This window comes from Pseudoalteromonas thalassia (assembly GCF_049257215.1).
In the GTDB taxonomy this organism is placed as follows: Bacteria; Pseudomonadota; Gammaproteobacteria; order Enterobacterales; family Alteromonadaceae; genus Pseudoalteromonas; species Pseudoalteromonas lipolytica_C.
Genome location: NZ_JBMMUE010000009.1, coordinates 89257 through 108303, shown reverse-complemented (window position 1 = coordinate 108303; position 19047 = coordinate 89257). Strand labels below are relative to the sequence as shown.

Below are 19047 nucleotides of genomic sequence, written 5' to 3'. Positions count from 1 at the left end.
CGACTGCACCTAAGGAGAGCGAGGTGCAGTTACATCCACATTATGTTGCCAACCGTGATTACCATTTGAGTGTTGGCGATGGCCATCAAATCCATGTGCAAGAATATGGTGCGTCTACAGGGATTGCTGTGGTGTTATGTCATGGCGGACCTGGAGCGGGGCTGTGCCCTGAAAATTGCCGCTTTTTTGATTTAGAACGTTATCGAGTGATCATGTTCAGCCAGCGCGGTTGTGGTCATTCAACCCCCCATGATATCAACACAAACACCACATTAGATTTAGTCGCTGATCTCGAGTTTTTACGCCAGCAACTCGGCATTGAAAAATGGTTGGTGTGCGGCGAATCGTGGGGAGCAACTCTTGCACTTGTGTATGCAATAAAACATCGGAAGCACATCGCAGGACTTATTTTACGGGCTAGTTTTTTAGCTTGTAACAGTGACTTTGAATGGCTTTACACAACTAAAGGCGCGGGCGCGCATTTTTACCCAGAATGCTTTCAAGAGTTTGCTCACGATTTTACCGATTGGCATGCCTTACTCGATTTTTATCAGCAACAACTAAACAGTGACGATCAAATTAAAGCCAGCAAATTCGCCAAACTATGGTGCCATTGGGAGCAGGTGTTATGTCATGGTGAGCCATTAACTAATTGGAGTTTGCAAGAGCCCCATGTAGGCTTAAATCAAGCAAGGTTAATGGTGCATTATTTTCGTAATCTTTGTTTTATTGAAGAGGGTTACATCGCAGAAAATGCGCATGTTTTGACTCATTTACCCATTTGGTTTATTCATGGCCGGGCCGATTTGATCTGTCGATATAGTGCCGTACAGCAGCTTGCTGAACAGTTAAATGCACAATTATTGATATTAGATGGTATTGGGCACAGTAGCGATAATCAGGTATATTTGGCAGCAATGCGACGTGCTGCAGATTTAATGTATATCAAGTTATCGAGGGATCAATGCAAGGTTTAATTCAAAGAGTAAAACAGGCAAAAGTAGAAGTGGCGGGCGAAGTCGTCGGTGAAATTTCACAAGGTATTTTGCTGCTATTAGGCGTTGAAAAACAGGATACCGAACAAAGCGCTCAGAAGCTTTTACATAAAGTAAGTAATTACCGAATTTTTACCGATGAACAAGGAAAGATGAATTTAAGCTTGAATGATATCAAGGGTGAACTGTTGGTGGTTTCGCAGTTTACACTAGCCGCAGACACTAAAAAGGGCATGCGTCCGAGCTTTTCAAGTGCTGGTACGCCTGATCAAGCTAATACGCTCTATGAGTATTTTATCGCTGAAGCTAAAAAAGCCGGGTTAACAGTAGCCACAGGGCAATTTGGTGCTGATATGCAAGTAAGCCTATGTAACGATGGTCCCGTTACTTTTAATTTATCTGTGTAACAGACAACTACTTTTTGATCATCACGATATGATTCACATAATTAGGGATCTTTTCGATACTTGGTCGCTTGCCGAATTCGGTGATAAGTAAATGCTCAAGTTGCTTTAACTGCGATGGGTGACTGGATAAAAAGTTAATAAATAATACACCATCTTTAGCCATCGCTGTGCGAAGCTTGGCATAAAAAGTATGTTTGTATAAAAACAGTGGGCCATCTACTTCACTGAATAAATCCAATATAATCCAATTGTATTCGTGTCCTTGCTCAAGTATTTGTTGAGCATCGAAACAGCGTAAATTACTTGTGTGATCTCCACCAAAGTAGCGTTTGTAACAATGAATAATATCGGGGTTTTTTTCCACTGAAATAAGCTGGCTATCAGGGTAAGTATGCTGGAGATAGTTACGAATTGCCCCGCCACCTAAGCCTAACTCTAAAATTTTTTTAGGTTCATCAAGTTTCTGCCAGAGCTTCGCAAGATATTGTAAATGAGGGAAAAGAAGCCTGTTAGGCTGACGTTTTTCGATAACGGATTGAAGAGTTTCGTTAATCAATAACCAACGTAGTTGATTGAGTTGCCTAACTTGAATGCTGTAATTGCCTTGCTTGTGCCAGTAAATCAGCTGCCCTAACTGGTGACATTCTTCAATAAAACTATGCTTTATTGCGCCACTGGGTTCAAAAAAATGTTCCATATCTCGGGCCTTTAGCTTTTATGTTTAAAAAGTATGACAATTGTTTCAGCATAGACTAGTCACCATAAAGTGCAATTGTGCATTAGTTTTTACAGCTCAGGATAATAATTTAAGCTGGGTCACCAAAGTATTATTCCAACTTGCAAGAAGATCGCGTATCGTAATTTGCATTCGTCGAGCCACGTTAGAAAAATAACAGACAGTGGCTGTATTTTCACAGGAGTATTTATGTTTAAAGTGACCACACCGCAAAGTAGCGAAGATTGGCAAGCGTATTATTCATTACGTTGGCAGGTTTTAAGAGCACCTTGGGGTGAGCCGCGCGGTTCTGAGCAAGATGACTTAGAGCAAGATGCCGAGCATCGCTTTATTAAAAACAATGATGGCGAAGTATTAGGTGTAGCACGTTTGCATTTTAATAATCATCAACAAGCACAAGTACGCTATATGGCGGTTGCTGAAGGGAATCGTAATCAGCACATTGGTAGTCGTTTACTGCATGAGCTAGAAAAAATAGCGTGGACTCAAGATGCCGATGAGCTCGTGCTTTTTGCCCGTGAACGTGCCTTAGAGTTTTATAAACGTCACGGCTACGAGCTAAAAGAAAAAGCGCACCTTGCCTATGACGATGTACAACACTGGAAAATGATAAAACAAAAACCGTCTGAGCCGGGGTGGTTCCGTCATCCAAACTGGACACAAGTACTGCAAAATACGTGGCGTGAGTCGATTCCAATCAGTGATGCGATGGGAATTAAAGTTGAAAGCTATACTGATTGGCAATTTACTACTCGCGCTGATTTAGATGCGAACTTAAACCTTCATAACACTATGTTTGCAGGTTCAATTTACAGTCTGGCGACTTTAACTGGCTGGGGTGCTACTTACCTTGCACTGAAAGAAGCAGGACTTGAAGGGAATATCGTATTAGCTGATGCCAACATTAAATACCTTAAACCACTGAATAACGACCCTCGTGGTAGTGTTGAGCTGGCTGGCTGTAAAGGCAAGTTAGCGGATTTAGAAGACAGTGGCAAAGCAAGCTACCATGTACCAGTGAATGTATATGATGGTGATGTGTTAGTTGCTGAATTTGAAGGTCACTTCATTGTTAAAAAATAACGCATATTCAGAGCGAGCTAACTAAAGCTCGCTCTTTATTGCAGTTAAAGTAAGTCAGTTAATACTGTAGTTAAAGCAAGTCAGTTAACAGAATACCCACACCAAAACGTTCAATATCGGCGTTGTAATCAATTAAGCTCTCGCCATAACCATTAAAGTATTGTGCGTAACCACGTAATCTGCCCCATAGAGGGAAAGACCAATCTAATTGGATTGCACCACGGTTATCTGAATTTAAGTTATTACGGGTCATAAAGCTAAATTCATGCTCGTTATAACGGTATGCACCTGAGAACTCAAAGTAACCCATGTATTTGTAAATATCAGGGTTGTCATCGCCACGCGCTTCTAATTCATCGTCTTTTTTATCTTCCGGAATTCGGTACCAAGGCTTAAAGCTAAATACAAAGCCGTCTTTTTCCCACAAGAAATCGGCATAGATACGGTTCCATGAACGTGAATTAGGTTGGCTGCGACCATTAGATTGATGTGATGCACCAATTGCAATTGCCATTTCATCGCCCCAAAGTACATGCTCAGGATCAAGGTAGTTCACCCAGAAGATCTCTGGTTCGTAGTTTGTTTCACGAAACGGTGATGAAATATCTTTGTTATAAAACTGCCAAAACGATTGCATGGTAAACGCAAAGAATACGCCCTGATCTTTATCTGAGAAGCCTTCGAAAATAGGTACTTTAATTGATAGTTGATATTTCACTTCAAGGTTATCAAGTGGTTCACCATCAGTTTGCTCAGCAAGATCTTTTAAACCATCAAATGGGCGCTCATTCGGATTAGATACATATGAAAGCGGTAAAATGTAGTTACGCTTATGAGGAGTGATCACATTACGGTTTTTCTTGCTCACTTCTTCACGGGCTTTACGTTTGTCTAAAGCGGTAAGTTTTTTACTCTCGTCTAAGTCAGAGCATTTTTTACGAAGTTCTTCGAGTGTTTGTTTGCCGTCACCGCCAATGGCTTCATTCAAAATACACTGCTTTACGAGTTCAAGCGCGTCATCTTGTTCATTGGTTTGTGGTTGTTCAGTTTGAGCAAATACAGGTACAGAAAATAAGCCAGCAGCTGCCAGCCAAATGCGCCATCCCATTGCAGTTCCCTTTTGAATAGACTTATAAGTAAGAATAATTATAACGATTTTTACATAAGTAACCGTGAACTTATACTGAATTGTTGATATTTTAGGTAAATAGAGAGCCCCAAGCTAAGCTTGGAGCCCTGCTGTGACGGCCTAAGGGCATAAGCCGTCGACTCTCACGCAATGAGAAGGGGTGAGCTTATAGCTCAAATACGTTGGTAAAAAATTTATAAAGTTCGGTGCCTTGATTCACGCTTGCTGAGGCAAAATGCAAAATAGCGATGGCGTCTTTATCAAAACTCAATGTTTGTAGTGGCTGCTCAGAAAGGTAGCGCTCCATTCGTAAAATATGAGCAATTGGTTCGCCTGCTTTAATATGGCCACCGAGTGGTGCAAGGTATTCTACCATGCCACCCATAGGTGCGTAGTAAGCTACATAATCTTCAAGCATACATGCATAGCGTGTCATCGCTTTTGGTTGATATGCGGCATCAACCAATACCTCTTTATGATTGAGGTAACTTAAAATGCTATTGGCGTCTTCAAGGGCTGCACTTAAATCGATTTTTTCTTGGCTACCAAGTTCAACGGTAAATGCTTCGACTTGAACTGCAAATTCACGGCCTTGTTTGGCAAGCTCTTCAGATAACGACCACCACGGGCAGAAACTCGCTTCATCCATTGCGCCATCAAAATCACTTGGGATCAATAACACATGCTCAATATTAAAATAGCTCGCGCTGGCTTTGGCGTATTGGGGGCAATATAAGTGCTTACTTGAGATAGGCCCTGTGTGAAGATCTAAAACAATATCAGCCTGATGGGCAAGCTTTTGCAAGTTAAGTGCAATGCGCTTACCCGTTGTTAAGCTGTAATCTGGGCCCGTTAATTGGCTGTCGATGTCAGCAACGAGTGCCTGTTTAAACGCAGCTTTAAGGGTCGCATCATCACTGTCTTTGTGCTGTTCAGCAATTTGTGATGGTAATGCTTTATTAAAGCGGTACATGCGGTTCCAGTTGGTGCCAGTGATTGGATCGAAGCGACCTAGAGTAAACTCACCTGACTTTTGATTACAACCAATTGGGTTGGCATAAGGCACTAGGGTAATATCGCCACGCAGCTTGAGTGATTTTAATTGCTCAAGCAATTGATAAATTACAGCGTTACCTTGTACTTCTGCACCGTGCATATTAGCTTGTATATACACGTTTGGCCCTGTGCCATCGCCTTTTAAACGATACACAGGAATTGTCAGTGGTAGGCCGTTGGCAATTTCGCCAACCACAATATTCTCTTGGCTGATTAATTCTTTACTCATGGTGATTACCTTAAATAATAGCTGGCATCTTCAGCGCTACGAATGCACTCAATATTGCCTTGTTCAAGGATGTATTCAGCCGCTAATTCGTGGCATAAAAAGTACGGCATACTTTCGGTAAAGCCATACGCGCCACATTGGCTGAATACCAACCAGTCTTGCTCACTTAAATCACTAGCTAGTTGGTGCTCACCTAAGCAATCAAGTGCAGTGCAAAGTGGCCCGTATAAAGTCATTGCACTTGGCTCAGCCGCTGACTCACGCAGTAACGCCGCAGGAAAATCTTGGCTTGTTACAGCAGGGCGAAGTAAATGGTTAATACCGCCTGATAAAATCACCTGCTGTTGATTGTAATTTTCTTTGCGTTCAACAACTGGTGTGGCGTAATGGCCGCATTCGCCCACCGCATAGCGGCCAAGTTCCATCCAAAGCTCTTTGACACCGGCATCTGCTTTAATACTCGCCAGAGTCTCGATAAGTGCAGACCAATCGAGTCGGTTAGCATCTTGAGTATAAGGAATGCCTAAGCCACCCCCTAAATCGAGAATATTAAGGTTAATATTTAACGCGCTTGCTAGTTGTTGTAAGGGCGCAATCATCGCATGCCATAGCTCGGCGAGTTTGTCAGTGCTCAGCATATTGCCCCATTGGAAAATATGCAGGCCATCAAAGTTAAGAGCAGGGTAATCACTGACTGTGAGTGCTTGCCACTCATCACAACCCAAACCAAAAGGAGTAAGGCTATCGCCGCCAAGTGGGTTCTTTTCGCTGTCTGGCCAACGAAGTTGTACACGCAACAGAACTTGCAGCTGACAATTTGCTTTCGTTGCTTGCTCATTTAACCAGCGAACTTGGTTTATGCTCTCGGCCACGAAGGTACGTACGCCGCGAGCAATAAAATGTGAAATTTGTGCAGGGCTCTTTGCAGGCCCAGTGTTGAGCACGCGCTCGCTATCGATGCCTTGGGCAAGTACTTGCTCAAGTTCACCTTTACTCGCAACATCAAAATTAAACCCTGCGCTGTTTAAACATTGAATAATGCGAGACAGCGGGTTGGCCTTAACTGCATACCAAAGTTTCACATCGGTTTGCGCAGTTAGTTGATTTAAATGTGCAGTTAATTTATCTAAATCATAGATAAAAAATGGCGTATCAAGATGTGTTGAAACTTGTTCAACCGCTTGCTTGATGGGCGTGCTCAAAAAGCTCATTAACGTAAAACCTCTTCTAACAATAATGATGCATCGCTTTGTTCGTCACGGTATTTCACGATCAATGCACAAGACATGCTTAAACCTTGCTCGCGAGCCCATGCATTTGAAGCAGGGCGAGAACCTGGGATTACAATCGCGTTTTCTGGAATTGCTTCACCTTTGTTTAGCTGGCGCTCATTAACACAATCGTAGACAGGGATGGTTGCAGATAAGCGCACACCCGGCGCAAGTACAGCACCTTTTTTCACAACCACACCTTCAACAATAACGCAGCCTGCACCGATGAAAGCGTCATCTTCAATAACCACAGGGCTGGCACCAATTGGCTCAAGCACGCCACCTAACTGTACTGCTGCACTTAGGTGAACATTTTTACCTACTTGTGCGCATGAACCCACTAATGCGTGACTGTCGACCATCGTGCCTTCGTCGATGAACGCACCAATATTTACATACGCTGGTGGCATAATAATCGTGCCTTTAGCAACGTGTGCGCCACGACGAACACTGCTACCACCTGGTACCATACGCACGCCGGCATTTGCAGCAAAGCCCTGTGGTGCTAGGTTGTGCTTATCCACAAAACCACCCGGGAACTCGGTATTAGTACCATTTTTGAAGGCTTCTAAAATGCCTTGTTTAACTTCAACATTGGCATGCCAGTTGCCATTTTCGTCTTGTGTAGCTGCGCGCACTGCGCCCGATTCTAAGTTGTTTAATAATTCTAACCAGCTCATGATAAAACCTGTTTTTAGTTCCAAGATAAAATAGTGTTGTTTGCGTGGGTGATGCTGTCTGTTTGCTCTAGCTCTAAATGCGTAAGCGGCGGACGTAAATGCGGGGTATTTATTTTACCTTGCAGGTGCATCAGTACTTTTACGGGGATTGGATTTGCGACAGCAAATAAGCTTTGAATCGCTTGCGACCAATCGGTGAATAGATTTGGATATTGACCACTTAAACTGCGTTTAACAAACTCATGGGTTTGACTCGGCCAAGCATTTGCGGCAACCGAAACTAAGCCTTTTGCACCAGCTTGAGCAAAATACGGCATAAGTGCATCATCACCACTGAAGATAGCCAGTGTTGGTGACGCCGTTCTAAAGCCTTCAAATTTGCTAATGTCACCACTGGCTTCTTTCAAAGCCCAAAGGTTTTTGTGCTCAGCAAGGTTTTTGATCACCTGCGGTGAAATCTCAACTGCACTACGTCCTGGTACGTTATACAACATACAAGGGTGATGACTTGCGTTAAGTAGGCTTTCAAACCAATGTGTTTGGCCAACAACCCCAGGTTTTGCATACAGAGGAGAGCCCAATAGATAGCCATGAATAGGTAGTTGGTTGCAGTATTCAACCCAAGCAATTTGCTGCTTAAGGTTCATGCCGCCCACAGCGACCATAAGTGGTACAGTCGGTGATAATTGGCAAACATGCTCAACAATGGCTTGTTGCTCTTTAAGTGAAAGCGCCAGTCCTTCGCCGGTGCTGCCAAGCAATAAAATGCCGTTATTAGCATCTTGCTGCTCGGCGACCAGTTGCCCAAGGGCCGTATAATCGACCTCGCCAGATTCAGAAAATGGCGTGACAAGCGCTGTCCATAGTGGATAGTCGTATAAATCAAAATTGTTGATCATCTCTCACGAACTTATAAGGTATTCGAAGAGTTTATGCGGGAGCAATTGAATGGAGCCGCATGTCGTCGTTCGAACAAGGTATAATTCGAAGAGCGAATGGGCTTAAAATAATAAAGACGCAACGGCCTTATTATACTAAGACCAGAAGCTCTCCACCAAACTAATCAATAGCATTTTGCTATTGTTGGTGACAGTCGCTGGGATTCAGCCCAGTCGCCCGAAATAAGCACCTCACAAACGGTGTTACTTCTCGGCGTTAATTCCCCTCACGTATGATCAACAGAGTCTGTGCTCCTCCCATACGCTACCTGAATAACGCACCTCTTCCAGCCCTTTATGCTCGCTTTATAGCTTAAAGCCAACATAGTTAAATAGGGTATCAGCGGCGATTAAAGCATTTTAGCCATCTAGGTGTCAAGGCGGAGTATTCGTTTTTTTAGTGACCGATTTTGCAACATGGTTACGTATAAGCGTGTTTTTAGTACACTAGTATTACCCAGACGAATTGGAAGAAGAATGGAAAAGTTTAACGATATCTATCAGCGAGCTGTCACCCGTAAGGGCAGTGAAGAAATGCTACTTGCACTGCTTTCTGACCCGCTTGATAGCTCTGACATTGCCAAAATGCATGATGACTTATGGTTGGAAGAGTTAACGCGTAAAGTGTTCCAAAGTGGTTTTTACTGGTCTGTTATCAATAGTAAGTGGTCAGGATTTCGAGAGGTATTTTGGGACTTCAGTGTTGAGAAACTATTAATGATGCCACCTGATATGCTCGAGCAAAAAGCCAGTGATGAACGTATTATTCGTAACTTTAAAAAAGTACAAACGATCCCTGAAAATGCCTACATGATCCATGAAGTAGCCGAAAAACATGGTAGTTTCAGCCAATTTGTAGCTGATTGGCCAGTAAATAATATTATCGGTTTGTGGGCTTACTTAAAAAAGCATGGTGCGCGACTAGGTGGGAACACAGGGCCTTATGCATTGCGTGCCATGGGTAAGGATACTTTTTTACTGTCTCGAGACGTAGAAAATTATTTACGTGCTCATGAATTAATTGACGGTGGCTTACAAACTAAAAAGTCATTACAAGCTGCACAAGATTTTTTCAACGAGCTACAACAACAAAGTGGCTTTAGCCTGCAAGCGTTAAGTCAATTAGTTGCTTATGGGGTAGGCGATAACCGCGTTGGCATAGCTGCGCGATAGGATTTTTTATGAAACTGCAAACTAGGTATACCGATATCAGCGAACTATTGGCTATTGAAGATATGCCTACTCGCGCCGCTGATCCCGCATTATTGTTATTCAATGATAAATTAGCTCAGTCGCTTGGTATTAATCATGATCCAGAATACCTAGCAGGACAGTTAAGTGGCTCAATAACTGATGACAGCGTAAAGCCTATTGCTTTAGGTTACTCAGGGCATCAATTTGGTCATTTCTCACCACGTCTGGGGGATGGCAGAGCGCATTTGCTTGGAGCAGTTAAAGACGTTGAAGGAGTACTGTGGGACATACAGCTTAAAGGGGCGGGTGCTACAGTGTTTTCACGTGGTGGTGATGGACGTTGTGCGATTGGGCCGGCGGTTCGTGAGTTTATAATGAGCGAAGCGATGGCTGCATTAGGTGTCGCGACAACTCGCTGCTTAGCTGTTGTTACTACCGGCGAAACGGTGTATCGACAACCACCTCGGCCAGGCGCTGTCGTAACTCGCGTAGCAAAAAGTCATATTCGCGTTGGTTCATTTCAGTATTTAGCAACCCAGGGCGATATTGAAGGCTTAGAAAAGTTAGTTGATTACGCACTCAGTTGTCATTTCCCAGAGATAGATACGCGTGCAGAGCAACGTTATGTAGACTTTTTAACCGCAGTCATAGATAAGCAAATTGAGCTTATCATCAGTTGGATGCGAGTGGGATTCATCCATGGTGTAATGAATACAGACAATACATTAGTGAGTGGTGAAACCATTGATTACGGCCCATGCGCTATGATGAACCAGTTTGACTTTGATACTGTGTTTAGTTCCATAGACCATCAAGGGCGCTATGCATTCGGTAACCAACCAAACATTGCGAATTGGAATTGCGCGCGATTAGCTGAGAGCTTGCTGCCATTATTTAAAAATGAACAGCAAGCTTTGTCGTTATTATCCAGTGCAGTAAATAGTTTTGCTGAAAAGTTTAATCATGCATTTACTACAATGTGGCGACGGAAGTTAGGACTTCTAGATGAACACGACGATAACCAAGCTTTAGTGACTGAGTTACTCACTCTGATGCAGCAAAATAACCTTGATTATACTAATACTTTCAATGCTCTTACGGAGTCATTACTTGCGGATTTTGCATTACCGGATAGTATTAAGGGGTGGGCTGCAAAGTGGCGAGTCAGAACATCAGCTGAAAGTTATGACATCATGCGTGCTGTTAATCCTGCAGTCATTCCACGCAACCATAATATTGAAATGATCTTGGCGGAATATGAAAAAACAGGATGTAGTTCAATGCTGAATGGCTTTTTGTCAGTTTTATCAAAGCCCTACGTTTATGATCAGCAATTCGAATCTTGGTATGAGCCACCTGAAAATGGCGATGCTAATTATCAAACATTTTGTGGTACCTAATGCATTTGTACTTGCTTGAAATAAAAAGTGTTTATTTAGTTTTTTTAAATGCTTGCTGATTGAGCAGAATAAACGCAAGTGCTATCATAGAATGGAGTTAACTTATTGCTTTAGATGATGATCTAATACGACTTTAGAATCATGTTAGACGTAATTTAAATAATTCTTTTGTTATATTGGATTCAGCTTTATTAAGTATTAAGCATCAAGTGTTAAGCATTGATAATTAATAAATAAGTAAAATTGTGGCTTATGAACTATCGTAAGATTGATTTTTTGAGCTACTCAACAGTTTTTAAATACTCAACAAACATTAGCTGAAAACAGCTTTATTGTGAAAATGGGAAGGAAATAATGAAACTAAAATCACTTACTATTGCGTTAGCACTGGCTGCAACGAGTTCTACAGCCCTCGCTGCTGAAAAAGAAGGTTTTTATATTGGCGCATTTGGCGACTATTACGACAATTCTTGGGAAAATGTTCGTGATTATCCGCCAGGTGGATTGAATGTTGATGACTCAACTGGTTGGGGCTTAGAGTTAGGCTATCGTTTCAGTGATTACTGGAGCGCGCGTCTAGAATATGCAGACATGGACTTTGATTGGACTGCAGATTTAGCTAATGGTACTTCAACTAGTGGCTCTGAAAGCGGCGAGCGTTACGGTATTGATGCTTTATATCACTTAGGTGGCGGCCCATTCTATGGTATTTTTGGTCTTAAGAACTTAAGTGCTCTAGATGAAAACTTAACGTTTGCTAACGTTGGTGCCGGTTATCAGCACTACTTTACAGACAATTTCGCATTTAACGCTGAAACGTCTTTATATCAAGGTCTTGATCGTGGTTACACTGATGTTGGCGCTAAATTAGGTTTCAGCTATATTTTCGGTAACCAAAGCTCATCTGAGCCAGTAGAGCCTGCGCCGGTTGTTAGCGCTCCAACTGATAGCGATAATGATGGTGTTATGGATGCTGATGATCAGTGTGCTAACACACCAATGACTGATGCAGTAGATAGCACAGGCTGTACATTATACGAAGAAAAAGAAGCAACTATCACCTTGTTAGTTACTTTCCCGCATGATGTAGCAGAAGTACCAAACAAATACTTCAGCGATATTGCAGATGTGGCTGCGTTTATGAAAGAAAACCAAGACACATCAGTTGTATTAGAAGGCCACGCCTCTGCAGTGGGTGATGCTGACTATAATATGAAGCTTTCAGAAAAGCGCGCTCAAGATGTTGCTGATGAACTTATCAAAGACGGTATCGCTGCAGATAGAATTTCGACAGTTGGATACGGTGAAGAGCGTTTGAAAAATAAAGCCTACACACTGGAAGCACATGCTGAAAACCGTCGTGTAGAAGCGCAAATTACTAGCGTTGAACGTGTAAAAGTTCTTCGTAAATAAGACTAAACTATTATAAATATGTAAATACTCCTATATTTATAAATAGTTACAAATAGTAAAGCCGAGCCAAGTAGTTGGTTCGGCTTTATTTTTTTAATTTAAGATCATAATTATTTTTCGATTAAATAAAATAATCTTCAGAATGTACCTTTTGTTAAATGATAATTTAAGTGAATATTGATTTGAATCATCAAAGTAACTATCAACCATTTGTGCTATAGCTTTTTTAGTTACCTTGTAGAATAATTATTAGGTAATATAATTATTTTTACTGTAATGTTTTTTTAGTATCAATATTGTTGGATTTATATTGATTCTTTTTACGTCGCTGTATTTAGTTGGTGTTGTTAAATTAAGAAAATTTATTATGTTGTTTGGGTTTATTAAGTTTGGATTAATTACTCATCAACTATCTTGACGGAATGTAGGCTACACGGCCTTAAGTTATCTTAAATGGAAGGGAATGAAACATGAAACTGAAACCACTTACAATTGCTTTAGCGCTTGCTGCAACAAGTGCCTCAACAATCGCAGCCGAGAAACAAGGTTTTTATATTGGTGCGTTTGGTGATTACTACGATAATTCTTGGGAGAATATCCGTGATTATCCGCCAGGTGGCCTAGACGTAGACGACTCAACAGGGTGGGGTTTAGAGCTTGGTTATCGCTTTAGCGATTACTGGAGTGCCCGCTTAGAATACGCAGATATGGATTTCGATTGGAACGTGACCGACAACGATGGAACTACAATGAGTGGTTCTGAAAGCGGTAAGCGTTACGGTATCGATGGTTTGTATCACTTTGGCGGTGGCCCATTCTACGGTATTTTCGGTTTGAAAAACCTTGACGCTGTTGATGAAGATTTAATGTTTGCTAACGTGGGTGCCGGTTACCAGCACTACTTTACAGATAACTTTGCATTTAACGCAGAAACTTCTTTATACCAAGGTCTTGACCGTGGTTACACTGATGTTGGTGCTAAATTAGGTTTCAGCTATATCTTTGGTGATCAAAGCGAACCAGAGCCAGTTGAGCCAGCACCTGCAGTAGTACCTGTTCCGGTTGAGCCAGTTGATAGCGATGGCGACAGCATTCCTGATGCAGATGACCAATGCGCTAATACTCCTATGACAGATGCTGTAGATGCTTCTGGTTGTACATTATACGAAGACCGTGAAGTAACGAAGAGCTTACTAATCACATTCCCTAACAATACATCTAAAGTTTCACAACAATATTTAGATGATATTGACAGTGCAGCTGCATTCTTAAAAGAGCATCCAGGCACTGATGTTGTATTAGAAGGTCACACTTCATCTGTTGGTAAAGCAGATTACAATAAGTGGTTATCGAAAAAACGTGCTGATGCAGTCGCTAAGAAGCTTATTGAAGATGGTATTGATGCGATGCGCCTAACTACAGTTGGTTATGGTGAAGAGCGTCTTAAAAATCCAGCTAACACGCCGGAAGCACATGCAGAAAACCGTCGTGTAGAAGCAAAAGTTAAAGTTATTGAACGTGTTAAAGTAGAGCGTTAATAGTTAGACTTTGCATTGAGTTTAAAACCCAGCCTAGTGCTGGGTTTTTTGCCTTTAAAACACAGATAGGAATGATTCTTAATAAATATTCATCAGAATAGCTTTTTTTTTTAGTACTATTCATGTTATTTATACTGAATATAAAGTGCCTAAGCGCAGCATGGATTTTCATCTATACTTAAAAGCTTTATAATTAACCGTCAGAATACTATAAGTACTGGGTAAAATTGCTATTTAGATTAATAGAACCGAGTACTTTCACGTCACCAAGAGGGCAATATTGTGCTACAAGAATATCGTAAACACGTAGAAGAACGTGCCGCGTTAGGTATCGTACCAGCGCCACTAGATGCTCAGCAAACGGCTGATCTTATTGAACTAATCAAGAATCCACCGGCAGGTGAAGAAGAATTTATCGTAGACCTTCTTGTTAACCGCGTACCACCAGGTGTTGATGATGCTGCTTACATTAAGGCTGGTTTCCTTGCAGCTGTAGCAAAAGGCGAAGCGAGCTCACCACTTGTATCAAAAGAAAAAGCAGCTGAGCTACTTGGTACTATGTTAGGTGGTTACAACATCGCACCTATGATCGAACTTCTAGACGACGAAGCGTTAGCACCAATCGTTGTTAAAGGTTTATCAAACACATTATTAATGTTCGATGCTTTCTACGATGTAGAAGAAAAAGCGAAAGCAGGTAACGAATTTGCTAAGCAAGTAATCGAATCTTGGGCAAATGCAGAATGGTTTGTAAACAAGCCTGCAGTTGCTGAAAAAATCTCAGTTACCGTATTCAAAGTAACGGGCGAAACAAACACAGATGACCTTTCACCTGCTCCAGATGCATGGTCACGTCCTGATATCCCACTACACGCTTTAGCAATGCTGAAGAACGAACGTGATGGTATCAACCCTGACAAACCAGGTGAAGTTGGTCCAATTTCACAGCTAGAAGAGCTTAAAACTAAAGGTTTACCTCTTGCATACGTTGGTGATGTAGTTGGTACGGGTTCTTCTCGTAAATCTGCAACTAACTCTGTACTTTGGTTCATGGGTGATGATATTCCTCACGTACCAAACAAACGCGTTGGTGGTGTATGTTTAGGTGGTAAAATCGCGCCTATCTTCTTCAACACAATGGAAGACTCTGGTGCATTACCAATCGAACTACCTGTTGATGAGCTAAACATGGGTGACCAAATCGATATCTTCCCATACGAAGGTGTTGTTAAGCGTCACGGCACAGATGAAGTAATCTCTACTTTCTCTCTTAAATCAGACGTAATTCTTGATGAAGTGCGTGCTGGCGGTCGTATTCCACTGATCATCGGTCGTGGTTTAACTGATAAAGCGCGTGCATCACTAGGTATGGAAGCTGAAGATATCTTCCGCAAACCTGCTCTTGTAACTGATTCTGGTAAAGGCTTCACATTAGCTCAGAAGATGGTTGGTAAAGCATGTAACATGCCTGGCGTACGTCCTGGTCAATACTGTGAGCCGAAAATGACAACGGTTGGTTCGCAAGATACAACAGGTCCTATGACGCGTGACGAACTTAAAGATCTAGCGTGTTTAGGTTTCTCTGCAGATTTAACAATGCAGTCTTTCTGTCATACATCAGCTTATCCTAAGCCAATCGACGTAAACACTCACCACACACTTCCTGATTTCATCATGAACCGTGGCGGTGTATCACTACGTCCAGGTGACGGTGTAATCCACTCATGGTTAAACCGTATGTTATTACCAGATACAGTAGGTACTGGTGGTGACTCGCATACTCGTTTCCCTCTAGGTATTTCATTCCCAGCGGGTTCTGGTGCAGTAGCATTCGCAGCAGCAACAGGTGTAATGCCACTTGATATGCCTGAGTCAATCTTAGTACGTTTTAAAGGCGAAATGCAGCCAGGTATCACATTACGTGACCTAGTACATGCTATCCCTTATTACGGTATCAAAGAAGGTCTTCTAACAGTTGAGAAGAAAGGTAAGATCAACGAATTCTCTGGTCGTGTACTAGAAATCGAAGGTGTTGAGCACCTAACTGTCGAGCAAGCTTTCGAACTTTCTGATGCGTCAGCTGAGCGTTCAGCTGCAGGTTGTACAGTTAAACTTTCTAAAGAGTCTATCGCTGAATACCTAGAGTCAAACATTGTAATGCTTAAGTGGATGATCTCTGAAGGTTACGGTGATGTTCGTACAATTGAGCGTCGTATCACAGCAATGCAAGAGTGGTTAGCTAACCCTGAGCTGATGGAAGCTGATGCTGATGCAGAGTACAAACACGTACTTGAAATCGACCTAGCTGATATCAAAGAGCCAATCCTTTGTGCTCCAAATGACCCTGATGATGCACGTCTTCTTTCAGACGTAACGGGCGAGAAAATCGATGAAGTATTCATCGGTTCTTGTATGACTAACATCGGTCACTTCCGTGCTGCAGGTAAACTACTAGATGGTTTCAGTGGTCGTATCCCAACTCAACTTTGGGTTGCACCACCAACGAAAATGGATAAAGACCAACTTACTGACGAAGGTTACTACGGTATCTTTGGTCGTGTAGGTGCGCGTATCGAAACTCCAGGGTGTTCACTATGTATGGGTAACCAAGCACGAGTTGCTGATAAAGCAACGGTTGTGTCTACCTCTACGCGTAACTTCCCTAACCGTCTAGGTACTGGCGCAAACGTATTCTTAGCATCAGCAGAGCTTGCAGCAGTAGCGGCAATCTTAGGTAAACTACCTACACCTGCTGAGTACCAAGAGTATGCAGATAAGATCAATGCAACTGCAGCTGATACATATCGTTACCTGAACTTCCACCGTATGCCTCAATACACTAAAAAGGCAGACCAAGTAATCGTTCAGCAAGCCGTTTAATTCTAATTAAAATTAAATAGCTAAAAAGCCCGCATCCAGCGGGCTTTTTATTTTAGATAAAAATTCTAATTTACTTCTAAATTCGATCTTAAAGCTACATAAATCATCATTGCTGTTTACATAATAACGCAAAAATTTCCTACCAATTGCATTAAAATCCTCGCCAATATTCTCAACATATTAAGGCGAGATCGTTATGACAAAATTAAACAACCAGAATCTATTGCAACTTCGTTTTGTAAGCCAAGCTCATATTGACGCAGTAAAGCCTTCTTTTGCTAACCTACCTGCGAATCCGTACGCCGATGGTCAATTTCGTAAGCGTCGCTATTCAGTAATCAAAGTCGTTGATGGTGAATTAAAGCTACAACCAACTAAAGCATTTGTGCAGGATGACTCAATCAATACCTTCCAAGGTAATGTTGAGCGTACTTATGAAAATTTAGAAGATAGCTTATTAGCCACTGATGGCATGAAGCAAATCGTTAATCAGTTCCGCGATATGACGGGGATCAGCGATGATCGCGATATTGAAATTCACCAATTCAGAATGCTTGCGATTGACAGCGATACACCCGCTGCGCCTGAAGGTGTTCACCAAGATGGTTTTGATCACGTATGTGTATGTGGTGTATCACACGAAAACCTTGAAGGTGGTGAGCTACTTGTTTATGAACATCAGCAAGCAGAGCCTTGTTTCAAAATGGAAATTAAAGACGGCATGTTCGCGCTTATTAATGACCGTGAAGTATGGCACAACGCAACACCAATGAATAAATTAGACGCAAGCAAAGAAGGTTACCTTGATTGCTTCGTACTAACTGCGTAAGGGTATATCATGAACTTAACGCAATTACGTCGTCAATTTCCTGCACTTATGCAACAAGTTGCTGGTCAGTCACCGATTTTCCTTGATGGCCCGGGTGGCTCGCAAGTGCCACAGTCAGTTTTAAGTGCCATGACTGCTTATTTGGGTTACTACAACTCGAACTTAGGTGGTGCATTTTTCTCAAGTGATAAAACGGTTGAGTTAATGGCTAACGCTCGCCAAGCAGCAGCCGATTTATTAAATGCCCCATCTAAAGAGCAAATCGTGTTTGGTGCAAACATGACAAGCTTAACGTTCAGCTTTAGTCGTGCCATCTCGCGTGATTGGACTGCTGGTGATGAGATTATTGTCACAAATGCTGATCACTACTCAAATGTTTCATCTTGGCAGCAAGCTGCTGAAGATAAGGGCGCAACAGTAAAAACGGCTCTTATCAATGAAGCTGATTGCAGCTTAGATATGGCACACTTTGAAAGCCTTTTATCAAGCAAAACAAAGCTTGTTGCAGTGACGTATGCATCAAACACTACTGGTTCAATTAATGACATTAAACGCATTGTTGAGCTTGCTCATGCAGTTGGTGCGCTAGTTTATGTTGATGCCGTTCATTACGCACCTCATGAGCTGGTAGACGTACAGGCACTTGATTGCGACTTTTTAGCGTGCTCTGCATACAAGTTCTTTGGCCCTCATCTTGGTATTGTATATGGCAAACGTGAGCACCTTGAAGGTTTCACACCATACAAAGTTGAGCCTGCAAAAGATGTTGCCCCAGGTCGCTGGGAAACAGGTACGCAAAGCTTTGAAGCGCTAGCTGGTCTCATTGCTGCTGTTGATTACATTGCTGCAATTAGTGAGCTTGATGACAGTCATTCACGCCGAGAAAAACTGGCGGCTGCCTTTGCTATCACTAAACAGCACGAAATGGCATTAAGTAAGCATTTCTTAACTCGTTTAGCAGATTACCCGAGCATTAAGCTGTTTGGTATTAATGAGCTAGAGCGTGTTGCTAATCGCACACCGACTTTTGCTTTAACGTTTGAAGGCATCGAGCCACGTGTTGTGTCTGAGTTTTTAGGTAAGCAGCATATTTGTGTGTGGGATGGTAACTTCTACGCGCAAGGCTTATGTAAGCAGCTAGGTGTATTAGAAACAGGCGGCGTAGTACGCATTGGTTGTATGCATTACAACACAATTGAAGAGCTTGATAAGGTTTTTGATTTATTTGATCAATTACTAGCAGATTAAAGCTGAGCTTTAATTAAGCTA

Annotated in this window: 16 protein-coding genes and 1 riboswitch; of the genes, 10 read left to right on the top strand and 6 right to left on the bottom strand. The window is 42.1% G+C overall.

The features are described from left to right. Positions 1-23: 23 nt before the first annotated feature. Positions 24-977: an alpha/beta fold hydrolase gene (locus tag AAEU31_RS12235; protein ID WP_421967323.1), complete on the top strand. Its 954-nt coding sequence runs from the start codon at positions 24-26 to the stop codon at positions 975-977. After that, positions 965-1402: a D-aminoacyl-tRNA deacylase gene (dtd, locus tag AAEU31_RS12230; RefSeq protein WP_135923237.1), complete on the top strand. Its 438-nt coding sequence runs from the start codon at positions 965-967 to the stop codon at positions 1400-1402. Before AAEU31_RS12235 ends, dtd begins: the two co-directional genes overlap by 13 nt. Positions 1403-1409: 7 nt before the next feature. Here dtd and AAEU31_RS12225 read toward each other — a convergent pair whose 3' ends face one another. After that, positions 1410-2099: a spermidine synthase gene (locus tag AAEU31_RS12225; RefSeq protein ID WP_421967322.1), complete on the bottom strand. Its 690-nt coding sequence runs from the start codon at positions 2097-2099 to the stop codon at positions 1410-1412. A 228-nt stretch (positions 2100-2327) separates the two neighbouring features. Between AAEU31_RS12225 and AAEU31_RS12220 the strand changes: the two genes are divergently transcribed. Beyond that, positions 2328-3221, top strand: coding sequence for a bifunctional GNAT family N-acetyltransferase/hotdog fold thioesterase (locus AAEU31_RS12220; protein ID WP_421967321.1), 894 nt, complete (start codon positions 2328-2330; stop codon positions 3219-3221). Between the two features lie 70 nt (positions 3222-3291). Here the strand turns inward: AAEU31_RS12220 and AAEU31_RS12215 are convergent, their stop codons facing one another. The 5 genes from AAEU31_RS12215 to dapA form a co-directional block, all read right to left on the bottom strand. Then, a complete protein-coding gene (locus AAEU31_RS12215) occupies positions 3292-4329 on the bottom strand; it encodes a phospholipase A (RefSeq protein ID WP_054563462.1) in 1038 nt (345 codons plus the stop codon). A gap of 187 nt (positions 4330-4516) precedes the next feature. Next, positions 4517-5635, bottom strand: coding sequence for a succinylglutamate desuccinylase/aspartoacylase family protein (locus tag AAEU31_RS12210; protein ID WP_421967320.1), 1119 nt, complete (start codon positions 5633-5635; stop codon positions 4517-4519). A 5-nt stretch (positions 5636-5640) separates the two neighbouring features. Next, positions 5641-6846: a PLP-dependent decarboxylase gene (locus tag AAEU31_RS12205; RefSeq protein WP_421967319.1), complete on the bottom strand. Its 1206-nt coding sequence runs from the start codon at positions 6844-6846 to the stop codon at positions 5641-5643. After that, positions 6846-7586, bottom strand: coding sequence for a 2,3,4,5-tetrahydropyridine-2,6-dicarboxylate N-succinyltransferase (locus tag AAEU31_RS12200; protein ID WP_135923242.1), 741 nt, complete (start codon positions 7584-7586; stop codon positions 6846-6848). The genes AAEU31_RS12205 and AAEU31_RS12200 overlap by 1 nt, the downstream gene beginning before the upstream one ends. Positions 7587-7600: 14 nt before the next feature. Further along, positions 7601-8485, bottom strand: coding sequence for a 4-hydroxy-tetrahydrodipicolinate synthase (gene dapA / locus AAEU31_RS12195; protein ID WP_421967318.1), 885 nt, complete (start codon positions 8483-8485; stop codon positions 7601-7603). 137 nt (positions 8486-8622) lie between these two features. Further along, positions 8623-8819: riboswitch (Lysine riboswitch) on the bottom strand. 182 nt (positions 8820-9001) lie between these two features. On the opposite strand from dapA, the gene AAEU31_RS12190 reads away from it, so the two are divergent. The 7 genes from AAEU31_RS12190 (at position 9002) to AAEU31_RS12160 (ending at position 19026) form a co-directional block, all read left to right on the top strand. Continuing rightward, positions 9002-9697, top strand: a complete 696-nt coding sequence (locus tag AAEU31_RS12190; protein ID WP_421967317.1) for a DNA-3-methyladenine glycosylase I — start codon at positions 9002-9004, stop codon at positions 9695-9697. A gap of 8 nt (positions 9698-9705) precedes the next feature. Next, the gene (locus AAEU31_RS12185; protein ID WP_135923245.1) at positions 9706-11118 is read left to right on the top strand and encodes a protein adenylyltransferase SelO; all 1413 of its coding nucleotides are present in this window, start codon (positions 9706-9708) and stop codon (positions 11116-11118) included. A gap of 354 nt (positions 11119-11472) precedes the next feature. Next, a complete protein-coding gene (locus AAEU31_RS12180; RefSeq protein ID WP_135923246.1) occupies positions 11473-12531 on the top strand; it encodes an OmpA family protein in 1059 nt (352 codons plus the stop codon). Between the two features lie 470 nt (positions 12532-13001). Next, a complete protein-coding gene (locus AAEU31_RS12175) occupies positions 13002-14069 on the top strand; it encodes an OmpA family protein (protein WP_135923247.1) in 1068 nt (355 codons plus the stop codon). A 282-nt stretch (positions 14070-14351) separates the two neighbouring features. After that, a complete protein-coding gene (acnB, locus tag AAEU31_RS12170) occupies positions 14352-16949 on the top strand; it encodes a bifunctional aconitate hydratase 2/2-methylisocitrate dehydratase (protein ID WP_135923248.1) in 2598 nt (865 codons plus the stop codon). A gap of 196 nt (positions 16950-17145) precedes the next feature. Continuing rightward, the gene (locus tag AAEU31_RS12165) at positions 17146-17778 is read left to right on the top strand and encodes a 2OG-Fe dioxygenase family protein (RefSeq protein WP_199527633.1); all 633 of its coding nucleotides are present in this window, start codon (positions 17146-17148) and stop codon (positions 17776-17778) included. 9 nt (positions 17779-17787) lie between these two features. Beyond that, on the top strand, positions 17788-19026 hold the full coding sequence (locus AAEU31_RS12160; protein ID WP_421967316.1) for a cysteine desulfurase-like protein: 1239 nt from the start codon (positions 17788-17790) through the stop codon (positions 19024-19026). Positions 19027-19047: the final 21 nt, after the last annotated feature.